Annotated in this window: 22 protein-coding genes; 15 read left to right on the top strand and 7 right to left on the bottom strand. The window is 52.5% G+C overall.

Annotated elements, in window-relative coordinates; all coding sequences use genetic code 11:
- Window positions 1–115 precede the first annotated feature (115 nt).
- Together OGX96_RS04355 and sstT are read left to right on the top strand one after the other, a co-directional pair.
- Window positions 116–1,084, top strand: a complete 969-nt coding sequence (locus OGX96_RS04355) for a TerC family protein (RefSeq protein ID WP_003828551.1) — start codon at window positions 116–118, stop codon at window positions 1,082–1,084.
- A gap of 242 nt (window positions 1,085–1,326) precedes the next feature.
- Window positions 1,327–2,571 (top strand): serine/threonine transporter SstT, encoded by a 1,245-nt coding sequence (gene sstT, locus OGX96_RS04350; RefSeq protein ID WP_103284687.1) that lies wholly within the window; start codon window positions 1,327–1,329, stop codon window positions 2,569–2,571.
- A 16-nt stretch (window positions 2,572–2,587) separates the two neighbouring features.
- On the opposite strand, the gene OGX96_RS04345 is transcribed toward sstT, so the two are convergent.
- The 3 genes from OGX96_RS04345 to uxaC all read right to left on the bottom strand — a co-directional run bounded on the left by OGX96_RS04345 (window position 2,588) and on the right by uxaC (window position 6,196).
- Entirely contained in the window at window positions 2,588–3,142 is a 555-nt protein-coding gene (locus OGX96_RS04345; protein ID WP_008785870.1) for a YgjV family protein, read from the bottom strand.
- 138 nt (window positions 3,143–3,280) lie between these two features.
- Complete coding sequence (locus tag OGX96_RS04340) at window positions 3,281–4,768, bottom strand: UxaA family hydrolase (RefSeq protein ID WP_008785871.1); 1,488 nt, start codon at window positions 4,766–4,768, stop codon at window positions 3,281–3,283.
- A gap of 15 nt (window positions 4,769–4,783) precedes the next feature.
- Window positions 4,784–6,196, bottom strand: a complete 1,413-nt coding sequence (gene uxaC, locus OGX96_RS04335; RefSeq protein WP_048236818.1) for a glucuronate isomerase — start codon at window positions 6,194–6,196, stop codon at window positions 4,784–4,786.
- A 471-nt stretch (window positions 6,197–6,667) separates the two neighbouring features.
- Here uxaC and OGX96_RS04330 point away from each other — a divergent pair, with 471 nt between their 5' ends.
- From OGX96_RS04330 to OGX96_RS04280, 11 genes are all read left to right on the top strand, one after another.
- Window positions 6,668–7,969: an MFS transporter gene (locus OGX96_RS04330; protein WP_003828557.1), complete on the top strand. Its 1,302-nt coding sequence runs from the start codon at window positions 6,668–6,670 to the stop codon at window positions 7,967–7,969.
- A gap of 134 nt (window positions 7,970–8,103) precedes the next feature.
- Window positions 8,104–8,880 carry a transcriptional regulator ExuR gene (gene exuR / locus OGX96_RS04325; protein WP_003828559.1) on the top strand — a complete coding sequence of 259 codons (777 nt, stop codon included), beginning with the start codon at window positions 8,104–8,106 and terminating at the stop codon, window positions 8,878–8,880.
- A 348-nt stretch (window positions 8,881–9,228) separates the two neighbouring features.
- Window positions 9,229–9,891, top strand: a complete 663-nt coding sequence (yqjA, locus tag OGX96_RS04320) for a DedA family general envelope maintenance protein YqjA (RefSeq protein ID WP_003828561.1) — start codon at window positions 9,229–9,231, stop codon at window positions 9,889–9,891.
- A gap of 18 nt (window positions 9,892–9,909) precedes the next feature.
- Window positions 9,910–10,278, top strand: a complete 369-nt coding sequence (gene mzrA / locus OGX96_RS04315; protein ID WP_172111181.1) for an EnvZ/OmpR regulon moderator MzrA — start codon at window positions 9,910–9,912, stop codon at window positions 10,276–10,278.
- A gap of 148 nt (window positions 10,279–10,426) precedes the next feature.
- Window positions 10,427–10,795: a DUF1090 domain-containing protein gene (locus OGX96_RS04310; protein WP_103284684.1), complete on the top strand. Its 369-nt coding sequence runs from the start codon at window positions 10,427–10,429 to the stop codon at window positions 10,793–10,795.
- 33 nt (window positions 10,796–10,828) lie between these two features.
- Window positions 10,829–11,134 (top strand): ElaB/YgaM/YqjD family protein, encoded by a 306-nt coding sequence (locus tag OGX96_RS04305; RefSeq protein WP_003024832.1) that lies wholly within the window; start codon window positions 10,829–10,831, stop codon window positions 11,132–11,134.
- A gap of 2 nt (window positions 11,135–11,136) precedes the next feature.
- A complete protein-coding gene (locus tag OGX96_RS04300; protein ID WP_003828567.1) occupies window positions 11,137–11,532 on the top strand; it encodes a phage holin family protein in 396 nt (131 codons plus the stop codon).
- On the top strand, window positions 11,532–11,831 hold the full coding sequence (locus OGX96_RS04295) for a YqjK-like family protein (RefSeq protein WP_003828569.1): 300 nt from the start codon (window positions 11,532–11,534) through the stop codon (window positions 11,829–11,831). Before OGX96_RS04300 ends, OGX96_RS04295 begins: the two co-directional genes overlap by 1 nt.
- Window positions 11,832–12,004: 173 nt before the next feature.
- Window positions 12,005–12,397: a DoxX family protein gene (locus OGX96_RS04290; RefSeq protein WP_003024847.1), complete on the top strand. Its 393-nt coding sequence runs from the start codon at window positions 12,005–12,007 to the stop codon at window positions 12,395–12,397.
- A 72-nt stretch (window positions 12,398–12,469) separates the two neighbouring features.
- Window positions 12,470–13,456: a glutathionyl-hydroquinone reductase YqjG gene (gene yqjG / locus OGX96_RS04285; RefSeq protein WP_008785878.1), complete on the top strand. Its 987-nt coding sequence runs from the start codon at window positions 12,470–12,472 to the stop codon at window positions 13,454–13,456.
- A gap of 864 nt (window positions 13,457–14,320) precedes the next feature.
- Window positions 14,321–14,686, top strand: a complete 366-nt coding sequence (locus tag OGX96_RS04280; RefSeq protein WP_008785879.1) for a DUF805 domain-containing protein — start codon at window positions 14,321–14,323, stop codon at window positions 14,684–14,686.
- 108 nt (window positions 14,687–14,794) lie between these two features.
- Here OGX96_RS04280 and yhaJ read toward each other — a convergent pair whose 3' ends face one another.
- A complete protein-coding gene (yhaJ, locus tag OGX96_RS04275; protein ID WP_003024855.1) occupies window positions 14,795–15,691 on the bottom strand; it encodes a DNA-binding transcriptional regulator YhaJ in 897 nt (298 codons plus the stop codon).
- 104 nt (window positions 15,692–15,795) lie between these two features.
- Between yhaJ and OGX96_RS04270 the strand changes: the two genes are divergently transcribed.
- Together OGX96_RS04270 and OGX96_RS04265 are read left to right on the top strand one after the other, a co-directional pair.
- Window positions 15,796–16,497 carry a pirin family protein gene (locus OGX96_RS04270; RefSeq protein ID WP_057067547.1) on the top strand — a complete coding sequence of 234 codons (702 nt, stop codon included), beginning with the start codon at window positions 15,796–15,798 and terminating at the stop codon, window positions 16,495–16,497.
- Window positions 16,498–16,523: 26 nt separating this feature from the next.
- Entirely contained in the window at window positions 16,524–16,673 is a 150-nt protein-coding gene (locus tag OGX96_RS04265) for a protein YhaL (protein ID WP_003828578.1), read from the top strand.
- A gap of 54 nt (window positions 16,674–16,727) precedes the next feature.
- On the opposite strand, the gene OGX96_RS04260 is transcribed toward OGX96_RS04265, so the two are convergent.
- From OGX96_RS04260 to tdcG, 3 genes are all read right to left on the bottom strand, one after another.
- Complete coding sequence (locus tag OGX96_RS04260) at window positions 16,728–18,038, bottom strand: L-cysteine desulfidase family protein (RefSeq protein ID WP_008785880.1); 1,311 nt, start codon at window positions 18,036–18,038, stop codon at window positions 16,728–16,730.
- Between the two features lie 24 nt (window positions 18,039–18,062).
- Window positions 18,063–19,394 (bottom strand): SLC5/6 family protein, encoded by a 1,332-nt coding sequence (locus OGX96_RS04255; RefSeq protein WP_020996346.1) that lies wholly within the window; start codon window positions 19,392–19,394, stop codon window positions 18,063–18,065.
- Between the two features lie 570 nt (window positions 19,395–19,964).
- On the bottom strand, window positions 19,965–21,329 hold the full coding sequence (gene tdcG, locus OGX96_RS04250; RefSeq protein ID WP_008785882.1) for an L-serine ammonia-lyase: 1,365 nt from the start codon (window positions 21,327–21,329) through the stop codon (window positions 19,965–19,967).
- Between the last annotated feature and the right edge of the window lie 9 nt (window positions 21,330–21,338).

Here is a 21,338-nt window from a genome sequence, read left to right as displayed (position 1 = left end):
CCGTATTCCTTTGTTGTTGTAAGTGAGACCTTGCCGAATGGCAAGGTCTATGCATAAAAAGCAGCGGCTAACGTCATTCGGCGTTGGCCGTTTTTTTTATGCATGGGGAAATACAATGAATACTGTCGGCACACCGTTGTTATGGGGTGGCTTCGCTGTCGTAGTGGTAATTATGCTGGCCATCGACCTGCTGTTGCAGGGGCGTCGTGGCGCGCATACGATGTCAATGAAGCAGGCTGCGGCCTGGTCAATCGTCTGGGTAACGCTGTCGTTACTGTTTAACGCTGCCTTCTGGTGGTACCTGGCGGAAACCCAGGGGCGAGCCGTTGCCGACCCACAGGCGCTGGCGTTCCTTACCGGCTATTTGATCGAAAAATCGCTGGCTGTAGATAACGTCTTTGTCTGGTTGATGCTCTTCAGCTACTTCTCCGTGCCGCCTGCGTTGCAGCGTCGGGTACTGGTGTATGGCGTGCTGGGTGCGATTGTGCTGCGTACGATCATGATCTTCGCGGGCAGCTGGCTTATCACCCAGTTTGAGTGGCTGTTATACGTGTTCGGCGCGTTCCTGTTGTTTACCGGCGTGAAGATGGCGCTGGCGAAAGAAGATGCCTCCGGTATTGGCGACAGACCGTTAGTACGCTGGCTGCGCGGTCATTTGCGCATGACCGATACCATCGAAGATGAAAAATTCTTCGTGCGTAAAAACGGCCTGCTGTTTGTTACGCCGCTGATGCTGGTGTTGATTCTGGTTGAGCTGAGCGATGTGATTTTTGCCGTCGACAGTATTCCGGCTATCTTTGCCGTGACCACCGACCCGTTCATCGTGCTGACCTCGAACCTGTTTGCTATTTTGGGTCTGCGTGCGATGTACTTCCTGCTGGCGGGCGTGGCGGAGCGTTTCTCCATGCTGAAGTACGGCTTGTCGGTCATTTTGGTGTTTATCGGTATTAAGATGCTGATCGTCGATTTCTACCATATCCCGATCGCTATCTCGTTAGGCGTGGTATTTGGCATTCTGTTTGTGACGCTGATTGTGAACGCGTGGGTCAACCACCAGCACGATAAAAAGCAGCAAATACAGTAAGTTTCATCTGCTAGCTGAAAAGCCCGACAGCACACTGCGTGCGTCGGGCTTTTTGTTTATCATGTCAAAATAATGTTAAGTCAAAGTTATAAAATATGATCTCAACGCGGAATCCAGGATATTTCGCTTCCAGAACCCTGTTCTTTCCTTATACTCAGCCATGCAAACATTTGCCCGATCCTGAAAGATGCGTCAACAGAACGCACAAAGGTAAGGCAACAACACAATGAAAGGATTACTACATGACTACGCAACGTTCATCGGGGCTACTCTCGCGTTTGGCGCAAGGGAGCCTGGTTAAACAAATTTTGATCGGTTTGGTACTGGGGATTTTACTGGCACTGGTGTCAAAACCTGCGGCTGAAGCCGTTGGTTTGCTGGGTACGCTGTTCGTCGGCGCATTAAAAGCCGTCGCGCCAATTCTGGTTCTGATGCTGGTGATGGCTTCTATCGCCAACCACCAGCACGGGCAAAAAACCAATATCCGCCCCATTCTGTTCCTCTACCTGCTCGGAACATTTTCAGCGGCATTAACCGCCGTTGTCTTCAGCTTTGCTTTCCCATCAACACTGCATCTTTCCAGCAGCGCGGGGGATATCGTACCGCCGTCCGGGATTGTTGAAGTGATGCGCGGCCTGCTGATGAGCATGGTTTCTAACCCAGTTGATGCCCTGCTTAACGCTAACTATATCGGTATTCTGGTATGGGCCGTTGGTCTGGGCTTTGCACTGCGCCACGGTAATGAAACGACCAAAAATCTGGTCAATGATATGTCCAACGCCGTCACCTTTATGGTGAAACTGGTGATTCGTTTCGCGCCAATCGGTATCTTTGGTCTGGTCTCCTCCACGCTGGCAACCACCGGTTTCGCAACGCTTTGGGGCTACGCCCAACTGCTGACCGTACTGGTAGGCTGTATGCTGCTGGTGGCGTTTGTGGTCAACCCGCTGCTGGTCTTCTGGAAAATTCGCCGTAACCCGTACCCGCTGGTGCTGGCCTGTCTGCGTGAAAGTGGCGTGTATGCCTTCTTTACCCGCAGTTCGGCGGCAAATATTCCGGTGAACATGGCACTGTGTGAGAAGCTGAATCTGGATCGTGATACCTATTCGGTGTCTATTCCGCTTGGAGCCACCATCAATATGGCGGGCGCGGCGATCACCATTACCGTACTAACGCTGGCGGCGGTGAATACGCTGGGTGTTCCGGTTGATTTACCGACTGCGCTGTTACTGAGCGTGGTGGCTTCGCTGTGTGCCTGTGGTGCATCGGGCGTGGCCGGCGGTTCTCTGCTGCTGATCCCGCTGGCGTGCAACATGTTCGGTATCCCGAATGACATCGCCATGCAGGTTGTTGCCGTTGGCTTTATCATCGGCGTATTGCAGGACTCATGTGAAACGGCGTTGAACTCTTCTACAGACGTCCTGTTTACCGCTGCAGCCTGCCAGGCAGAAGACGAGCGTCTGGCAAATAACGCCCTGCGCGGCTAATCCCTACGCCCCTCCGTCATCGGGCGGAGGGGTTCTCTTCTTGTACGCTTTTTTCAATTTTGAACGGATCAATTCCGCGTTTTTGCATCCGCCTGAAGCGAATAATGTTCAGGCCGTTCATCACCAGAAAACTCCCTTCGATCATCGTCCCACCAATCGATCCCAGCCAGAAATTATGGATAACCCAACAGGCAGTTGCGCACCACATGACGCAGCGCACGGTTAACCCTTTGCAGCGAAACAGCGCCCAGGTGCTGGCCAGCGTGCCAATTATCGGCAACAGCTCCATCGCATGCTGTAATTTCGCCAGCCCGAGAACCAGGGTGAGGACAATAAAAACGGTCATTACCCACAGTTTGCGGGTATGCATTGAGACAAGTGTGCGGATGGTGTTGAGTTCTGCGCTCATTCCCGCAGGCCAGGCACCCATCAGGAAAAAATGCACGCCGATGGTGGCGCTATAGACAGCGAGTTGCAGCCGGAACCGGCGCTCATCGCGATTGAAAAAGGTGGTAATGCCGATCAGAAAGGCGATGACACCTACGCCCTGGGCCAGCCAATACGCGGTCATGCAAGCAACCCCAATTCTATCTCGTAGGCCGGATAAGGCGAGTTCGCCGCCATCCGGCAACGGTTTGTGCCTGATGGCGCTGCGCTTATCAGGCCTACGGTTTGCGCAGACCTGTATGCAGGTACCATCAGGTATTTACTACAACGTTACGCCGCTTTTAAATATCGCTAACTCTCTAAAATCATTCCGCTCGTTGCAGGTTTGCTTGCCGTTGGCAAAATCGACGATGGTATCGACAAATTCTTCCAGTAACTGCGGCATCGCTTTACCATGGATCAACTGTCCAGCGTCAAAATCGATCCAGTGCTTTTTCTTCGCCGCCAGCTCGCTGTTGGTGGCAATTTTCACCGTCGGCACAAAACCACCGTAAGGTGTACCGCGACCGGTACTGAACAGCACCATATGACAGCCCGCGCCCGCCAGGGCACTGGTCGCCACCGCATCGTTACCCGGTGCGCTCAGTAGATTCAGACCATGCGTCTTCAGACGTTCGCCGTAGCGCAGTACGTCCACCACCTGGCTGGAGCCTGCTTTTTGCGTGCAGCCGAGAGATTTATCTTCAAGCGTGGTGATACCGCCAGCTTTGTTACCCGGCGATGGGTTCTCGTAGATCGGCTGGTCGTGAGCAATGAAGTACTGCTTGAAGTCATTGACCATGGTGACCAGCTTGCCAAAGGTTTCTTCATCGCGGCAGTGGTCCATCAGCAGTTGCTCGGCGCCGAACATTTCCGGTACTTCGGTCAGTACGGTGGTGCCGCCGTTGGCAATCACGTAGTCAGAAAAACGCCCCAGCATCGGGTTGGCGGTAATACCAGACAGGCCGTCAGAGCCGCCGCATTCCAGACCAAACTTCAGCTCGCCCAGCTTACCCGGCTCACGCTTATCGTTACGCATCACGTTGTACAACTGGTGAAGATGTTCAATCCCCGCTTCCACTTCGTCTTCCTGATGTTGGCAGACCATGAAGTGAACGCGCTCAGGATCGTACTCGCCTAAGGTTTCGCGGAAGGCATCAACCTGGTTGTTTTCACAACCAAGGCCAACCACCAGCACCGCACCCGCATTCGGGTGACGAACCATGTTTTGCAGCATGGTGCGGGTGTTAATGTGGTCGTCGCCGAGCTGTGAACAGCCGTAGGTGTGGCTGAAGAGATGCACGCCGTCGATTCCTTCGGCGTCGTTAGTCTCTTTCAGAAAACGGTTCTGCATCTGGCGCGCCATGGCGTTAACACAGCCTACCGTCGGTAGGATCCACAGTTCGTTGCGCACGCCAACATCCCCGTTGGCACGACGGTAGATCTGCACATCACGATCCGCCGGTTGTGCAACTTCCGCCTGAAAATCAGGGTGGTAGCTATACGTGTCCAGGTCGCTCAGATTGGTGCGCGTGTTGTGAGCATGAATATGCTCACCCGCCGCAACGTCCACCAGCGTATGGCCAATTGGCAAACCGTATTTAATGACGTTTTCGCCTTTCGCAATATCGCGTAAAGCGAATTTATGGCCACGAGAGACCGCCTGACGCAGGGTTACCGCCTGCCCATCAACGGTGACTTCGGTTCCTTCAGCCAAATCAGCGAGCGCTACCGCGACGTTATCCAGCGCATGGATCTTGATGTATTGCATACCTTCACCCGGGCCTTAGTTCAGTTCAATGGCGAAGTAATCACGCGCATTGTTAAAGCAAATATTTCTGACCATCTCACCCAACAACTGGATATCTGCCGGTGCTTCACCTGCAGCAACCCAACGGCCAATCATCTGGCACAGAATGCGACGGAAGTATTCATGGCGCGTGTATGACAGGAAGCTACGGCTATCGGTCAGCATGCCGACGAAACGGCTCAGCAGGCCGAGCTGGGCCAGCTGCGTCATCTGACGTTCCATCCCGTCTTTCTGATCGTTGAACCACCAACCGGAACCGAACTGCATCTTGCCCGGCATACCTTCGCCCTGGAAGTTGCCGATCATGGTGCCCAGCACTTCGTTATCACGCGGGTTCAGGCAGTAGAGAATGGTTTTCGGCAGCAGGTTCTGTTCGTTCTGCTTGCTCAGCAGTTTGGACAGTTCTTCAGCCATCGGACGGTCATTGATGGAGTCGAAGCCAACATCCGCGCCCAACAGTTTGAACTGGCGCAGGTTGTTATTACGCAGCGCGCCGATGTGGTACTGCTGTACCCATTCGCGACGAGCATATTCCGCACCAAGGAACACCAGCACGGCGGTTTTAAACTGGGCAACTTCATGCTCACTCAGGGTTTCACCCGCCAGGCGACGCGCCAGAATGCTATCCAGTTCAGATTCGTTAGATTCGGCAAACAGCACCACGTCCAGCGCGTGGTCAGAAACTTTACAGCCGTGAGCCGCGAAGTGATCCAGACGTTTGGTCAGTGCAGCTTGCAGATCGCTGAAGCGGCGGATATCCGTGTCAGACACTTCACCGAGCTTCGCCATGTAGTCATTAAAGGTCGCCAGCTCAATGTTAAAGGCTTTATCCGGACGCCAGCTCGGCAGCACTTTCACATCAAAGCTTCCGTCTTTAGCAACGGCCGCATGGTGCTCCAGAGAGTCGATCGGGTCATCGGTAGTGCCGACCATTTTCACATTCATCTGCTGCATGATGCCGCGCGCGGAGAATTGATCCTGCGCCAGCAGCTCGTTGCACTGGTTCCAGATTTCATCAGCAGTCGCAGGAGAAAGCAGCTTACCTGTAATACCAAACGGGCGACGTAATTCGAGGTGGGTCCAGTGGTACAGCGGGTTACCGATAGTGTGCGGAACCGTGGCGGCCCATGCGTCAAACTTCTCGCGATCGGACGCATCGCCGGTACACAAGCGCTCAGCGACGCCATTGGTACGCATCGCACGCCATTTGTAGTGATCACCCTTCAGCCAGATGTCATACAGGTTATTAAAACGGTAGTTTTCAGCGATTTGTTGCGGTGGTAAATGGCAGTGGTAATCGAAGATCGGCTGGTCTTTGGCGTAATCATGGTACAGACGGCGGGCAAATTCGGTGTCCAGCAGGAAATCTTCAGTCATAAACGGGGTCATTATCGTCTTCCTCTCAACGAGTGCGTCAGATTGCTTATGTTTTGATGTTGACAAAGTTATCACACCAATTTCCATACACAGAAGATATTTTCGTGAGTTAGATCAACAAATGGTGACAAAAAAATTACTCTCAAAGAGGTAAATCACGCGTCAAGCCGCGCCAGTGCTGGCTTTGCTGAATCGAAATAATGACCACACGAAGATTCACACTTTTGTGATGGCACTCACCTTTTAAAGCTGTATGACAAGTTATCTTTTGGCCGTCGCGATACATAAGCCGACGGAATGCAAATTACCGATGTATCACCATCGGATTGACCGGTACGGAAACCGAATTAGCACAATTATTGACATGGCAAAGTTCGGGGAGTACCGGCTTTTTTTCGGTCCCCCCTCGTAAAAGAACATCCTCCGCCCTGAACTGGAAGATGACCGCTCGTTCGCGGACATAACAAAACGATGAGGTTTTACATGCGTAAAATTAAAGGGTTACGTTGGTACATGATTGCACTGGTGACGCTTGGCACCGTGCTGGGTTACCTGACACGTAACACTGTGGCGGCAGCTGCGCCAACTCTGATGGAAGAGTTACACATCTCCACTCAACAGTATTCCTATATCATCGCAGCGTATTCTGCTGCTTACACCGTAATGCAACCCGTTGCCGGCTACGTGCTCGATGTGCTCGGCACAAAAGTTGGTTACGCGATGTTCGCCGTTCTGTGGGCCGTCTTCTGTGGCGCGACCGCACTGGCTGGCAGTTGGGGTGGACTGGCGCTGGCGCGTGGCGCGGTAGGTGCCGCTGAAGCCGCAATGATCCCTGCGGGTTTGAAAGCCAGTTCTGAGTGGTTCCCGGCAAAAGAACGTTCAATTGCCGTTGGGTACTTTAACGTCGGCTCTTCTATCGGTGCGATGATTGCTCCGCCGCTGGTCGTCTGGGCAATCGTCATGCACAGCTGGCAGATGGCATTCATTATTTCCGGTGCGCTGAGCTTCATCTGGGCGATGTGCTGGCTTGTGTTCTACAAACACCCGCGCGACCAGAAAAAACTGTCTGATGAAGAACGTGATTACATTCTGAATGGTCAGGAATCACAGCATAAAAACGCGACCTCGAAAAAAATGTCGCTCGGTCAGATCCTGCGTAACCGCCAGTTCTGGGGCATCGCGCTGCCGCGTTTCCTGGCAGAGCCGGCCTGGGGTACCTTCAACGCCTGGATCCCGCTGTTCATGTTTAAAGTCTACGGCTTTAACCTGAAAGAGATTGCGATGTTTGCCTGGATGCCGATGCTGTTTGCTGACCTGGGCTGTATCGTTGGGGGCTACTTACCGCCGCTGTTCCAGCGCTGGTTCGGCGTTAACCTGATCGTTTCACGTAAAATGGTCGTCACCATGGGCGCATTGCTGATGATTGGCCCAGGGATGATTGGTCTGTTCACCAGCCCGTACATTGCTATCGCCCTGCTGTGCGTCGGAGGCTTTGCTCACCAGGCGCTGTCCGGTGCGCTGATTACGCTTTCTTCTGACGTATTTGGTCGTAATGAAGTGGCAACGGCAAACGGCCTGACCGGTATGTCCGCCTGGCTTGCCAGTACGCTGTTTGCACTGGTTGTTGGCGCATTGGCTGACACTATCGGCTTTAGCCCGCTGTTCGCCGTACTGGCGGTATTCGACCTGCTCGGCGCACTCGTTATCTGGACGGTCTTGCAAAACAAATCGGCCAGCGAGGTCGACTCGGGATCACAGACTGGCGATCCCGCTCCGCAAAATTAACCCGCTGCTTTTCATCAAGGGTATATAATGCAAAGCCGCCAGTCATCTGGCGGCTTTTTTATCGCCGCGAGTGGAGCAGTAATCGCAAAAGTGGTATAACAAATATAGTCTGCCGTATCATGCCTGGAGCGCATATGGAAATCACCGAACCACGACGTTTGTACCAACAACTTGCAGCTGATCTGAAAGAACGCATTGAGCAAGGCGTCTATCTGGTGGGTGACAAACTCCCTGCCGAGCGCTTTATCGCCGATGAAAAAAATGTCAGCCGTACCGTGGTTCGTGAAGCAATTATCATGCTCGAGGTAGAGGGTTACGTTGAGGTGCGCAAAGGATCGGGGATCCACGTCATTTCCAACCAACCCAGACATTATGTTGCGCCAGATGAAAACCTGGAATTTGCCAGCTACGGTCCTTTCGAGCTGCTCCAGGCGCGTCAGCTCATTGAGAGTAACATTGCCGAGTTTGCCGCCACCCAGGTGACCAAACAGGACATCATGAAGCTGATGGAGATTCAGGAGAAATCACGTAACGAAAAAAGCTTTCGTGACTCCGAGTGGGATCTCCAGTTCCATGTGCAGGTTGCCCTGGCAACGCAGAACTCGGCTCTGGCCGCGATTGTTGAAAAAATGTGGACTCAGCGCATTCATAACCCCTACTGGAAGAAACTGCACGACCACATCGACCTGCGCACGGTTGATAACTGGTGTGATGACCATGACCAGATCCTTCGGGCGCTGATTCGCAAAGATCCTCATGCCGCCAAACTGGCGATGTGGCAGCATCTTGAGAACACGAAGCAGATGCTGTTTAACGAAACCAGCGATGATTTTGAGTTCAATGCGGACCGTTATCTATTTACCGAAAATCCGGTCGTTCATCTTGATACAGCGGCTAACAGCGCAAAATAAACAATCTTATCAATGCAGGCGCGACCACGCGCCTGTTTCTGACACTTGGTAAGCATTAGGTATAAAATGTCAGCCTGTGTAAATCCTCTCGCCACCCTCCATTGCGATAAGCAAAATCACAGTTCAACAACCGTAATTTCTATAACGGACTACGTTGACCTTTGTTACAATTAGATGCTGTTTGAATTTTTGTGTTTAAGAGCTTGCTAACTTCACAACTTTACAGGGAATAGTTCAGGCCGTGAATTTGTATCAAACCGCGAGTCATGTAAAAAATATTAATAAAATCGTGGTGTTACAAAAACCAGAAAACCGGCATGACGACAACCGATTCTCCAGGAATATTGAATGGAACTACTGACTCAATTACTAAATGCTTTATGGGCTCAGGATTTTGAAACGCTGGCCAATCCTTCCATGATTGGCATGCTCTATTTTGTACTCTTTACCATTTTGTTTCTGGAAAACGGACTGCTGCCAGCAGCCTTTTTACCTGGCGACAGTTTGCTGGTACTGGTCGGCGTACTTATTGCCAAAGGCGCAATGGGTTTTCCGCAAACGGTGCTACTACTCACCACCGCAGCCAGCCTCGGTTGCTGGCTCAGCTATATACAAGGTCGATGGTTGGGCAATACCCGCACAGTGCAAAACTGGTTATCTCATCTTCCTGCACATTACCATCAGCGTGCGCATCATCTGTTCCATAAGCATGGCTTGTCTGCGCTGCTGGTCGGTCGCTTTATCGCGTTTGTCAGAACATTACTGCCGACCATCGCAGGATTGTCCGGCCTGAACAATGCGCGCTTTCAGTTCTTCAACTGGATGAGCGGACTGCTTTGGGTCCTTATTCTCACATCGCTGGGCTATCTGCTTGGCAAAACACCGGTGTTTCTCAAATATGAAGATCAACTGATGTCTTGCCTGATGCTGCTTCCTGTGGTGTTACTGGTGTTTGGTCTGGCAGGTTCACTGGTTGTTCTTTGGAAAAAGAAATACGGGAACCGAGGGTAAATTATGCTGAAATCATGCATAACGCTCCGACGACTTGCCTGGTCCACCACTTTTATGTTGTTCATCGGCGCGTTGCTCCTGACCTGGTCGGTCATTCGCCAGCAGGAGTCAACGCTTGCCATTCGTGCCGTAAACCAGGGAGTCAGCATGCCTGATGGCTTCTCTATCTGGCATCACCTGGATGCCAACGGCATTCGTTTTAAAAGCATCACTCCGCAAAATGACGCCCTGCTGATTACCTTTGATTCCAGTGCACAGAGCGCAGCGGCGAAGGTCGTACTGGATCGAACGTTACCGCACGGTTTCGTTATCGCTCAGCAGGATGATAATAATCAGGCGGTTCAGTGGTTATCCCGCTTACGTGAGACCCCACACCGTTTTGGTTAATTTCCAGGAATCTGAATTAGATCACTCACTTTGGTGATTTCACCGTTTAGCGCCTATGATTAATAAACTGGGTTTATGACCCAACGCTTTATTATTCTGGAGCATCGACCCTAAACGACGAGGTCGAATCACAATGGAAGGTTCAAGAATGAAATACCGCATCGCTTTGGCAATTAGCCTTTTCGCTCTCAGTGCCGGCAGCTACGCCACCACCCTCTGTCAGGAAAAAGAACAAGACATTCAGCGGGAGATTAGCTATGCCGAAAAACACAACAATCAGAGCCGTATCAATGGGCTGAACAAAGCGCTGAGCGAAGTCAGAGCAAACTGTACTGACAGCAAACTGCGCGCTAACCATCAGAAAAAAATCGCCGAGCAGAAAAATGAGATTGCCGAGCGTCAACGTGACTTAGCCGAAGCTAAGCAAAAAGGCGATGCGGAAAAAATCGCAAAGCGCGAACACAAGCTTGCTGAAGCTCAGCAAGAGCTAAAAGAACTCGAGACCCGCGATTACTAAGTACGGTAACTAGCCACTCAACTGGAGAAAACTATGTCGAAAGATAATGCTACGGAAAACCTGCGCGCTGAGCTGAAATCTCTTGCGGATACGCTTGAAGAAGTACTTAGCTCCTCTGGCGATAAGTCGAAGGAAGAGATGAGTAAAATTCGCAGCAAAGCCGAACATGCGCTGCGCGAGAGCCGCCATCGTCTGAGTGAAACCAGCGATGTAATTGCCAAACAGACCCGTGAGGCCGCGGCTAAAGCCGATAACTACGTGCGCGAAAACCCATGGACAGGCGTCGGCATTGGCGCTGCAGTCGGTGTGGTGCTTGGTGTACTGCTGTCGCGCCGTTAACAATGGCTGATTCTCAACACGCACAAGGTCCAGGCAAAGGCGTACTGGGTATTGGACAGCGGATCCTGACGATTCTCGTTGAGATCGTAGAAACACGGCTGCGGCTGGCCGTCGTTGAGCTGGAAGAGGAAAAAGCCAATCTCATCCAGATCCTGCTGATGCTTGGGCTGACTATGCTGTTCGCGGCGTTTGGCCTGATGAGCCTGATGGTGCTTATCATCTGGGCCATTGACCCTCAATACCGCCTGAACGCCATGATTGCTACCACCGTTGTGCTGTTGCTGTTAGCGCTGATTGGCGGGATATGGACGCTGCGTAAAGCACGTAAAACAACGCTGCTACGCCATACACGCCAGGAACTCGCTAATGACAGGCAAGCCCTGGAGGATGATGCATAATGAGCAGCAAAGTCGAACGTCAAAAGCGTAAGGCGCAACTGCTTGGACAGATCCAGCAGCAACGGCTGGATTTGTCTGCTACTCGCCGCGACTGGCTGGAAGCCACCGAGGTCTACGATCGTGGCTGGAAGACGCTACTGAACCTGCGTGGCTGGGTGTTGGTCGGGAGCAGTATTATGGCGGTTCGCACCATCCGCAACCCGAATCTGCTGGTACGCTGGGCTAAGCGCGGCTTTAGCGTCTGGAGTATCTGGCGTCTGGTGAAATCGACCATCAGACAGCAGCAACTGCGCGGCTAATCCTTTCCTTACCCCCAACCTCAAAAATTTTGAAAAATACTGACAGTTTTCCTTGCTAACAATTCTCATTAAGCACGTTTATGATTCTCTCCATCGACAGCAACGACGCGCTCTGCAGCGTCGATGCACAAAAAAACACAATAAGCCGCCTGAGTGGTTTCCTGGAGAGTATGATGAAGAAATTAGAAGATGTTGGTGTACTGGTAGCGCGCATTCTGATGCCAATCCTGTTTATTACCGCAGGTTGGGGAAAAATCACCGGATATGCGGGTACCCAACAATACATGGAAGCCATGGGCGTCCCAGGATTTATGCTGCCGCTGGTGATTCTGCTTGAGTTTGGCGGCGGTCTGGCAATTCTGTTCGGTTTCCTGACCCGTACAACCGCGCTGTTCACCGCAGGCTTCACATTGCTGACGGCGTTCCTCTTCCACAGCAACTTTGCGGAAGGTGTGAACTCTCTGATGTTCATGAAAAACCTGACCATCGCAGGCGGTTTCCTGCTGCTGGCTATCACCGGTCCAGGCGCATTTAGTATTGACCGCGTGCTGAATAAAAAGTGGTAAGCAAACTATACTGAACACATCAAAAAGCGAGGAGATATCTCCTCGCTTTTGCTATCTGAGGAGGCGAAAATCATGGGACAACTGATTGACGGCGTCTGGCATGACACCTGGTACGACACCAAATCAACCGGTGGAAAATTTCAACGTTCTGCATCGGCTTTCCGTAACTGGCTCACCGCGGATGGCGCGCCTGGCCCGACCGGTGAAGGTGGCTTTGCTGCCGAAAAAGACCGCTATCATCTGTACGTTTCTCTGGCCTGTCCGTGGGCGCATCGCACGCTGATTTTGCGCAAACTCAAAGGGCTGGAACCGTTTATTTCCGTTTCTGTTGTGCATCCGCTGATGCTGGAAAACGGCTGGACCTTTGACGATAACTTCCCGGCGGCAACCGGCGATACCCTGTATCAACACGAATTTCTTTATCAGCTCTATTTACACGCCGATCCGCACTACAGTGGTCGGGTCACCGTTCCGGTGCTGTGGGATAAAAAGAACCACACCATTGTCAGCAACGAATCTGCAGAAATCATCCGCATGTTTAACACCGCGTTTGATGCGCTGGGCGCCAAAGCCGGAGATTACTATCCCCCAGCCCTGCAAAGCAAAATCGACGAGCTGAACGGCTGGATTTATGACAACGTTAATAACGGCGTGTATAAAGCCGGATTTGCCACCAGTCAGGAAGCCTACGACGACGCCGTGGATAACGTCTTTCAATCTCTGGCACGACTGGAGCAGATCCTTGGGCAACATCGCTACCTGACCGGCGACCAGTTAACCGAGGCCGACATTCGCCTGTGGACCACGCTGGTACGCTTTGATCCCGTGTATGTCACCCACTTCAAGTGCGACAAACACCGGATTAGCGACTATCTGAACCTGTACGGTTTCCTGCGTGATATCTACCAGATGCCGGGTATTGCGGAAACCGTCAATTTCGATCATATCCGCAATCACTACTTCCGTAGCCACAAAACCATTAACCCGACCGGCATTATTTCTGTTGGGCCGTGGCAGGACCTCAACGAACCTCATGGGCGTGACGAGCGTTTCGCATGATTTACACGGGTCCACTTTGGGGTTAGGCCGATTAGTTAAGCATGTATGGCGAACATGTGATTTTTGCTCAGGGTTCCGTTCACCTCAGCTGTGTCATTTCTCTGAAACGCCGTTACCCGTGAACGTGCAAGGGAGGCTCACCGCCGCCTCCCTTGCAACCCAGGCTCCCGGCGGGAAAATCGTCGCTACGCGATTCATTCGTCTTATGCCGTCTGCCTGTCGGGTCGGGGCCGAGCCTGCATCCTTGCAGGACGTCCCCTCTGCCCGCATCCCTGCGGGCAGACCCGGTCAGCCGTCAACGACTCATCGATTTTCAGCCGGACATGGGTCATCGCTTCAACTCTCTGACTTTCAGTTAAATCTCTTATGCTGTTCAGACATATTCATATAAAAATACCGGTGGTTAGGCGTGGCTGGTCCGGCTGAAAATTGCCGACGTGTTTCCGTAAGGCCGGGAGAACCCGCAGGGATGCGGGTTCAGGGCGCGCTTTACAGGGACGTTACATCGCGCCCGGCCCGAAAGCCTGAAGGAAAAAGCGGAGGGAACCACGAAGTGGCAATTTTCCCGCCGGGAGCCGGGATTGTAAAGGGCGTGGCGGAGAACGCCCTTTACACGTTCACATGAACCAATGCTTAAGAGAAGCGATGAACATAAGGTGAACGGAACCCTTTCTCTGAGAGCGCATATTCATTACTCCCGCCAACACAGGTTGATACTTTCTGAAACTGAGGCGTTCACTGATAAGTATTACCCATCAGAGGACCAAATAATTAACACCACAAATATTTACCATCATTTCATTCACAGCTATTCTTAATTTGATTACTTTAAAAACAAGTAATTGAATGCAGAACGAGGCAAAAATGGATTGGTATTTAAACGTATTAAAGAATTACTTTGGTTTTGGTGGCCGCGCACGTCGTAAAGAATACTGGATGTTTGTGCTGGTCAACATCATCTTCACATTCGTGCTGGGTATTCTGGACAGAATGTTTGGCTGGGAGCGCGCCGGTGGAGAAGGCATATTAACGACGATTTACGGGGTTCTGGTCTTTATTCCGTGGTGGGCGGTACAGTTCCGGCGTTTACATGACACCGATCGTTCAGCCTGGTGGCTACTGGTGCTGCTGATCCCGATCGTAGGCTGGCTGGTGATCATCATTTTCAACTGTCAAAACGGTACTCAGGGGAGTAACCGCTTCGGGCCCGATCCCAAACAGTTATCCTGACGTAGCATATGTAGATGCCTGATGGCGCTGCGCTTATCAGGCCTACAACATACTCCGTCTTCCAGGCCGGATAAGGTGCTTCGCACCGCATCCGGCGTAACAGTCAGGCTATTTACCCGCAAACAGCTTGGGGATTTCCCGCAGACACCAGGATTTCGCCTCGCCCATGCTGTCACGACGCCAGGCCATAATAATATCTATCTCGCTTGTCGATTCCGGACTAACGACCCGCAGCCGACCAGCCGCAATATCCTCTTCCACCAGTGGGTACGGCATCGTCGCCACGCCAAGTCCTGCCAACAGCGCCTGACGTTTATCTTCTATCGTACTCACCGTCAGACGCGGCTGCTTATCCAACAGTTGAACCGTCAGCACCGGACGTTCACGGGCGGTATCCGCCACCGCGATCCCACGGTATTTAACGCGGGTGACTTCCGATAACGGTTCCGGCTCCTGATGAATGGGATGATCCGGGGCCGCTACATAGACGTTCATCAGCGAGTACAGCTTGCGCGAGTTGATTTCTGAGGATGAGCGAAAATGCATATCCGGCGCAATCACGATATCCGCCCGCCCCTGCTCAAGACGCTCCCACGCCCCGGCCAGAACTTCGGTAATAACGGAAAGCTGGGTATTGGCCTTCCCGGCAAGCCTGTCGATCAGCGGGAAAAACGCCGCCGTCGGCACCAGCGCTTCGGTAACGATAGTCAGATGCGTTTCCCAACCGCGAGCCAATGCTTCGGCATCGGTAGTCAGTTTATCCGCAGCTTCCAGCAGTACGCGCCCGCGCTCCAGCAACATACGCCCAACGTTAGTGAATTTTGTGCGGTGCCCTGAGCGGTCAAACAGCACCACGTCCAGCTCTTCCTCCAGCTTCTGCATGGTATAGCTAAGTGCGGAAGGAACACGTCCCAGTTCGTCTGCCGCAGCAGCAAAACTACCGCGTCTGTCTATTGCGTCCATGACGCGTAACGCTTCAAGCGTTAAAGCCCTTTCTTTGGCCATCTCGTTCTCATTCAGGAAATTTGAACATACCGGGCAGAATATCTGGCTAACAATGCAGCGTCTAGCCATTTAACATAAAAGGAAGTAAAGAGAGGTCAAGAACTATGATTACTACCCGTACAGCCAAACAATGCGGGCAAGCAGACTACGGCTGGCTGCAGGCCCGTTATACCTTCTCCTTTGGACACTATTTTGATCCTAAACTGCTGGGTTATGCCTCGCTGCGTGTTCTGAACCAGGAAGTTCTGGCACCGGGGGCCTCTTTCCAGCCACGGACCTATCCGAAGGTGGATATCGTCAATCTGATCCTCGAAGGGGAAGCGGAGTACCGAGACAGCGAAGGCAACCATATCAAGGCCAAAGCAGGTGAAGTTTTGCTGCTCGCGACACAGCCCGGGATTAGCTATAGCGAACACAATATCAGCAAAGACAAACCGTTAACCCGGATGCAGCTCTGGCTGGACGCCTGCCCGCAGCGTGAAAACGCCTGTGTACAGAAAGCCATGCTGAGCACCGGTAAGCATCAGTTGCTGGCCTCACCGGACGGTGAACAAGGCAGCCTGCATCTGCGCCAACAGGTATGGGTACACCACGTTGAGCTACAGCAAGGTGAATCGTTGAGTTTTCAGTTACATGGGCCACGTGCTTATTTACAGTCGATTCACGGCAGATTCCATGCGGTGACGTCTGGCGCCGAAAAAGAAGCGCTCACCTGTGGCGATGGGGCATTTATTCGTGACGAAACTAACATAACGTTAGTCGCCGATACCCCGCTGCGCGCTTTGCTGATAGATTTGCCCGTATAGTCAGGGAAAACAATGGAGTACGACTATTGAGCAAGAAATCATCAAAAAAACGCCAGCCTCAGGTTGAGCCGAAAAAACAGGAAACAGTTACCTTCGGCTATGAAGAAATGCTGACAGAGCTGGAAGCGATTGTGGCCGATGCCGAACTACGGCTGGAAGACGAAGAAGCCGCCTGAACAGGCGGCTTAGACTTATGCCGGGTGGCGGCAACGCCTTACCCGGCCTACAGATTAATGTGCCTTACTGGCCATGATCTCAATAATCTGCTTGTCGGTTTCCTGCATTGAACGACACGCCAGCGCACACAGGTTAGCGATAGATTGCTCCACGTTATGTGCCACAATCCCTTCATTGCCGGTTACAGCAGTATCATCCAGCGCCATCAGTACCGCTTTCCACGCCGCGGAAGCACTGGTTGAGACTTTCATCGCGCAGCTGTTTGAAGCGCCATCGCAAATCATTCCGCTCACGTCGCCAATCATGCTGCTGATCGCCATCGCGATGGTGTTGTAGCGACCATCTACGATCCATGCCATCCCCGCAGCTGCCCCCATCGCCGCAGTGGTTGCCGCACACAGTGCAGACAAACGCGGAAGCTGATGATGGATGTAGATAGCGCTCAGATGAGACAACATTAGCGCACGTGCCAGTTTCTCCTCATCCGCGCCAAAGTGCTCAGCCACCACCATCACCGGAACAGTCGCGGTAATGCCCTGATTACCGGAGCCGGAGTTGCTCATGGCCGGCAGCGTCGCCCCGCCCATTCGCGCATCCGATGCCGCACTGGTGCGGATCAGAATAGAGGTGGAGAGATCATTCGCCAGCAGGCCACGCGCACACTGCTTCTCAAGCGTGGTTCCGATGTGCAAACCCCAGTTACCGCGCAGCCCTTCCTGAGACAGCGCACCGTTCAGTTTTGCCGCATCGAGAATGAAGCGGATTGACTCAAACGGTACCGCATTCACGAACGCCAGAATCTCTTCCAGCGAGGTGTGAGACAGTACCGCCAGCGGCGACTCCTGTTCCTCTTCCTGAGCATTCTGTTCTGTGGTGAACACTACGCCCTTATTGGTCTCGATGTGCACAATGTTGGTATGACCGCCCACAATCGTCACGCACGCCCATCCTTCAGCGCTGTAAACCTTCGCGCGGGAAAAGAGGATGTCCTCGCAAGGCTCCTGCAGCATCACCGCAACCTTGCCAGCGCTCAGCATCGCTTTCGCATCGGCGATCGCTTGTGGTGACGCATCTTTCAGTACCTCTAAACCGGCACGGGCATTTCCCCCCAGCGCACCCAGCGCCGCCGCGACAGGTAACCCGACCATTCCGGTACCCGGCACGGTAACGCCCATGCCGTTTTTCATCAGGTTCGGTGAGACCCACGCGTCAATGCGTTCAACCGCGCCGTCCAGCTCAGAGGATGCAACCGCCGCCGCCAGAGCCAGAGAGATAGGTTCTGTACAGCCCAACGCAGGCTTAACTTCTTCCTGCACCGCGCGGATAAAACTATCCCATAATGGATTCAATGTAGTCTCAAACATAACAACAACCTTTGCTCAAATATCTCAGGAAAATGCCAGGAACGGAGAAACGCACAACAGCAGGCCCGTGAAAATAATCAGATACAGGGAAGCGCCTTTGTATTTGTGCAGTGCAGGAACTTTGTAGACCAGCCAGGCCGGGATCAGACAACCCACCATGCCGAAGATAGGGCTACAAATAGAGGTGAAGCTCAGCACCGGCGCGTTGAGCACAATTGCGCTCCAGGCCAGCAGGATGGCAAAAATCATAATGCCGCGCTGAACAAAGGTTTCGTTGATTTTCTCAGCCGGCATATAGCGGCGCAGAATGTTCATCACGATCCCTTGAGTCGCTTCACGGAAACCTAAGTAGACACCGAAGAAAGCGGTCATAACGGCGAAAATGTTCAGAATAACGCTGACGATTTTCACCCAGCCAGCACCCGCACCATTGATAAATTGCGCGGCAATCGCCAGAGCGGAAATGTTCTGCTCATAAGCTTTAACCGCTTCGTCGTGGCCCATCGCCAACGTGAAGGAAACGGCGTAGAAAAAGACGGTAACAAACAGAATACCGAACGCGATGTTCATGGCACGCAGGGCTTTATGGCGCGCCACTTCGATGGATTTGTTGCGTGAACGGTATGAGATAACCATCGGGCTTAAGGTCTGAATAAACAGAATCGAGGTCAGCGTAAACGGCAGAGTGATGATCGCATTTTTGATCAGCAGCGCCATCGGCGGCAGTGAACCCGCGTTATGCAGATGCCACATCCCTACCATCGACACGCCAAGCGCTGCCACAACCAGCAGCTTGGTCATTACCATGCCGGTGGAGATTTTAAACAGCATTTGTTCCCCGCGTGACGAGATAGCCACCAGGATGCAAATCAGTACCAGGCCATAGAACGGGCTGTCGGACAGTAAACCTTCCGTCACACCAAACGTGTGCAGATAGGAGGCGCTGTCATTGGTGATGGCGGTGGAATAAACGAACATCCAGATAACCAGCATCACAAAATACAACGCACCTAACAGGATGCCCCAGTTCTTACCCAGATAGCCGCTGATCACGCTCGGGTAGTCTTTACACTCTGGGGACTCAGCCAGCGTGTTGATAAACAGGCGCTGGAACAGGTACATGGCAGGGTAGCCGATGATAGAGGAGAGCAAGAACACCCACAGCCCCATCAATCCAACCTGGACAGGAAGAAAAACAATCCCCGCGCCAATTGCCATACCGATACTCATAATGACCCAGCCGGTGTCCGTGCTGTCGAACTTAATGGCTTCACGCCATTCGCTTTCGGTCATTCCCGCCCGACGTGCCGGAGCAGATGCGTCGAGTATTACGCTACTATTCGTTGCCGTTTCCATAATTTCCCGCTTAATGTGTAGGTAGAGGTTTTTATATTTTTTTCGTACTGCATCAATGCGATACGCAGTACTTAGGTGCAGGTGAGCTATTGGAGTAATGAAGAAATCATACGCGCAGGATCAGAGAAAAACTTCACAAACAAACCCCTGTAATTTCTAAAAGTTAAGAAATATTTTCTCTTTTATATGCATATATAGGATTTAAATTCTATTTTTGAAGCAGATCACAACAAAAAATGCACACCAAAGTGCTAATGCTGATCAGTTAACACCTCACCTTCTGCGTTTTTTGTTAAAACAGCAAAACAGATTTAACTGGAAGTCAGAGGGTTGAAGCGATGACCCCGGTCCGGCTGAAAATCGATGAGGCGTTGACGGCTGACCGGGACTGCCCGCAGGGATGCGGGCAGAGGGGACGGCCTGCATGGATGCAGGCTCGGCCCCGACCCGACAGGCAGACGGAATAAGACGAATAGCTCGCGCAGCGACGATTTTCCCGCCGGGAGCCTGGGATGCAAGGGAGGCGGCGGTGCTTACGCCTTATCCGGCCTACAAACGCACCCTTTCATCTCAGGTACAGACCACTTTAATCGCCAGACCACCGCGTGACGTTTCGCGGTATTTGTCGTTCATATCTTTGCCCGTTTCATACATGGTCTCGATCACTTTATCGAGCGAAACGCGTGGCTCAGATGTGCGACGTAGCGCCATACGCGCGGCGTTGACGGCTTTTACCGCGTTGATCGCATTACGTTCAATACACGGTATTTGCACCTGTCCAGCAACCGGATCGCAGGTCAGCCCCAGGTTATGCTCCATGGCAATTTCCGCCGCAATACAAACCTGCGACGGACTACCGCCGAGCAACTCGGTCAGCCCGGCTGCCGCCATTGAACAGGCTACGCCAATTTCACCCTGACAGCCGACTTCGGCACCAGAAATAGAGGCGTTCATCTTATACAGCGCCCCTATCGCCCCCGCGGCCAGCAAGTAACGGGCAATGGAGTTTGCATTCACCGGACGGCGGAACTTGTCGTAATAGGCCAATACGGCAGGGATAATTCCACATGCGCCGTTGGTCGGTGCCGTCACAACCCGGCATCCGGCGGCGTTTTCTTCGCTCACGGCCAGCGCAAACATGTTGATCCAGTCAATAACGTTCATCGGGTCGCTGGACAGGTTATCGCTGGAAACCAGCAACCGGCGTAATGCCACAGCGCGGCGCGGGACGTTAAGCGGGCCAGGCAGGACGCCTTCGGTGTTCATGCCGCGCTCAATTCCGGCATGCATGACGTCCCAGATGGCGGCAAAACCAGCATCGATTTCTTCTTTGCTACGCATCGCCAGTTCGTTCTGCATCATCAGACCGGAAACGGATAGCCCGTTGCGCTCGCACAGTTTCAGCAGTTCGCTGGCGGAATGAAAATTGTAGGGCACGTGTGCTTCAACATCATGCGCCTGACCAAATTGTTCCTCTTCAACGATAAAACCACCGCCGACGGAGTAATAGGTTTTGCTTAATAGCGTCTCGGTACCGTTCCATGCGGTGATACGCATGCCATTTTCATGGCGCGGCAGCGTTTCGGCGTGAAAGAGGATATTTTTGTCTGGGGAGAAATCGACAATATGCGTGCCCTCTGCAACCGGTAAACGTCCGGTACGGGCCACTTCCTGAGTAAAACCAGCGATAGAATCTATATTAACGTTTTGCGGACTGTTACCGGCCAGTCCCATCATGATGGCGACATCTGTCGCATGACCTTTTCCGGTCAGGGAAAGTGATCCATAAAGATCGACCACAATATGCGTAGCCTTGGGGAGTTCCCCGCTGCTGACCAACAGATCGATAAAGCTTTTACCTGCGTTCATTGGCCCCACGGTATGGGAGCTGGAAGGTCCAATGCCAATCTTAAAAATATCGAATGCGCTAATCATATCCACACC

The organism is Citrobacter sp. Cpo100, from assembly GCF_030332595.1.
Classification (GTDB): Bacteria; Pseudomonadota; Gammaproteobacteria; order Enterobacterales; family Enterobacteriaceae; genus Citrobacter; species Citrobacter portucalensis.
The sequence above is the reverse complement of the archived record's forward strand: the minus strand, read 5'-3'. Positions and strand labels throughout refer to the sequence as shown.

Excerpts from the sequence above, each read along its gene's own strand:
- OGX96_RS04355 (WP_003828551.1), top strand. The coding sequence starts at position 116 with ATGAATACTGTCGGCACACCGTTGTTATGGGGTGGCTTCGCTGTCGTA.
- sstT (WP_103284687.1), top strand. The coding sequence starts at position 1,327 with ATGACTACGCAACGTTCATCGGGGCTACTCTCGCGTTTGGCGCAAGGG.
- OGX96_RS04345 (WP_008785870.1), bottom strand. The coding sequence starts at position 3,142 with ATGACCGCGTATTGGCTGGCCCAGGGCGTAGGTGTCATCGCCTTTCTG.
- OGX96_RS04340 (WP_008785871.1), bottom strand. The coding sequence starts at position 4,768 with ATGCAATACATCAAGATCCATGCGCTGGATAACGTCGCGGTAGCGCTC.
- uxaC (WP_048236818.1), bottom strand. The coding sequence starts at position 6,196 with ATGACCCCGTTTATGACTGAAGATTTCCTGCTGGACACCGAATTTGCC.
- OGX96_RS04330 (WP_003828557.1), top strand. The coding sequence starts at position 6,668 with ATGCGTAAAATTAAAGGGTTACGTTGGTACATGATTGCACTGGTGACG.
- exuR (WP_003828559.1), top strand. The coding sequence starts at position 8,104 with ATGGAAATCACCGAACCACGACGTTTGTACCAACAACTTGCAGCTGAT.
- yqjA (WP_003828561.1), top strand. The coding sequence starts at position 9,229 with ATGGAACTACTGACTCAATTACTAAATGCTTTATGGGCTCAGGATTTT.
- OGX96_RS04310 (WP_103284684.1), top strand. The coding sequence starts at position 10,427 with ATGAAATACCGCATCGCTTTGGCAATTAGCCTTTTCGCTCTCAGTGCC.
- OGX96_RS04305 (WP_003024832.1), top strand. The coding sequence starts at position 10,829 with ATGTCGAAAGATAATGCTACGGAAAACCTGCGCGCTGAGCTGAAATCT.
- OGX96_RS04300 (WP_003828567.1), top strand. The coding sequence starts at position 11,137 with ATGGCTGATTCTCAACACGCACAAGGTCCAGGCAAAGGCGTACTGGGT.
- OGX96_RS04295 (WP_003828569.1), top strand. The coding sequence starts at position 11,532 with ATGAGCAGCAAAGTCGAACGTCAAAAGCGTAAGGCGCAACTGCTTGGA.
- OGX96_RS04290 (WP_003024847.1), top strand. The coding sequence starts at position 12,005 with ATGAAGAAATTAGAAGATGTTGGTGTACTGGTAGCGCGCATTCTGATG.
- yqjG (WP_008785878.1), top strand. The coding sequence starts at position 12,470 with ATGGGACAACTGATTGACGGCGTCTGGCATGACACCTGGTACGACACC.
- OGX96_RS04280 (WP_008785879.1), top strand. The coding sequence starts at position 14,321 with ATGGATTGGTATTTAAACGTATTAAAGAATTACTTTGGTTTTGGTGGC.
- yhaJ (WP_003024855.1), bottom strand. The coding sequence starts at position 15,691 with ATGGCCAAAGAAAGGGCTTTAACGCTTGAAGCGTTACGCGTCATGGAC.
- OGX96_RS04270 (WP_057067547.1), top strand. The coding sequence starts at position 15,796 with ATGATTACTACCCGTACAGCCAAACAATGCGGGCAAGCAGACTACGGC.
- OGX96_RS04260 (WP_008785880.1), bottom strand. The coding sequence starts at position 18,038 with ATGTTTGAGACTACATTGAATCCATTATGGGATAGTTTTATCCGCGCG.
- OGX96_RS04255 (WP_020996346.1), bottom strand. The coding sequence starts at position 19,394 with ATGGAAACGGCAACGAATAGTAGCGTAATACTCGACGCATCTGCTCCG.
- tdcG (WP_008785882.1), bottom strand. The coding sequence starts at position 21,329 with ATGATTAGCGCATTCGATATTTTTAAGATTGGCATTGGACCTTCCAGC.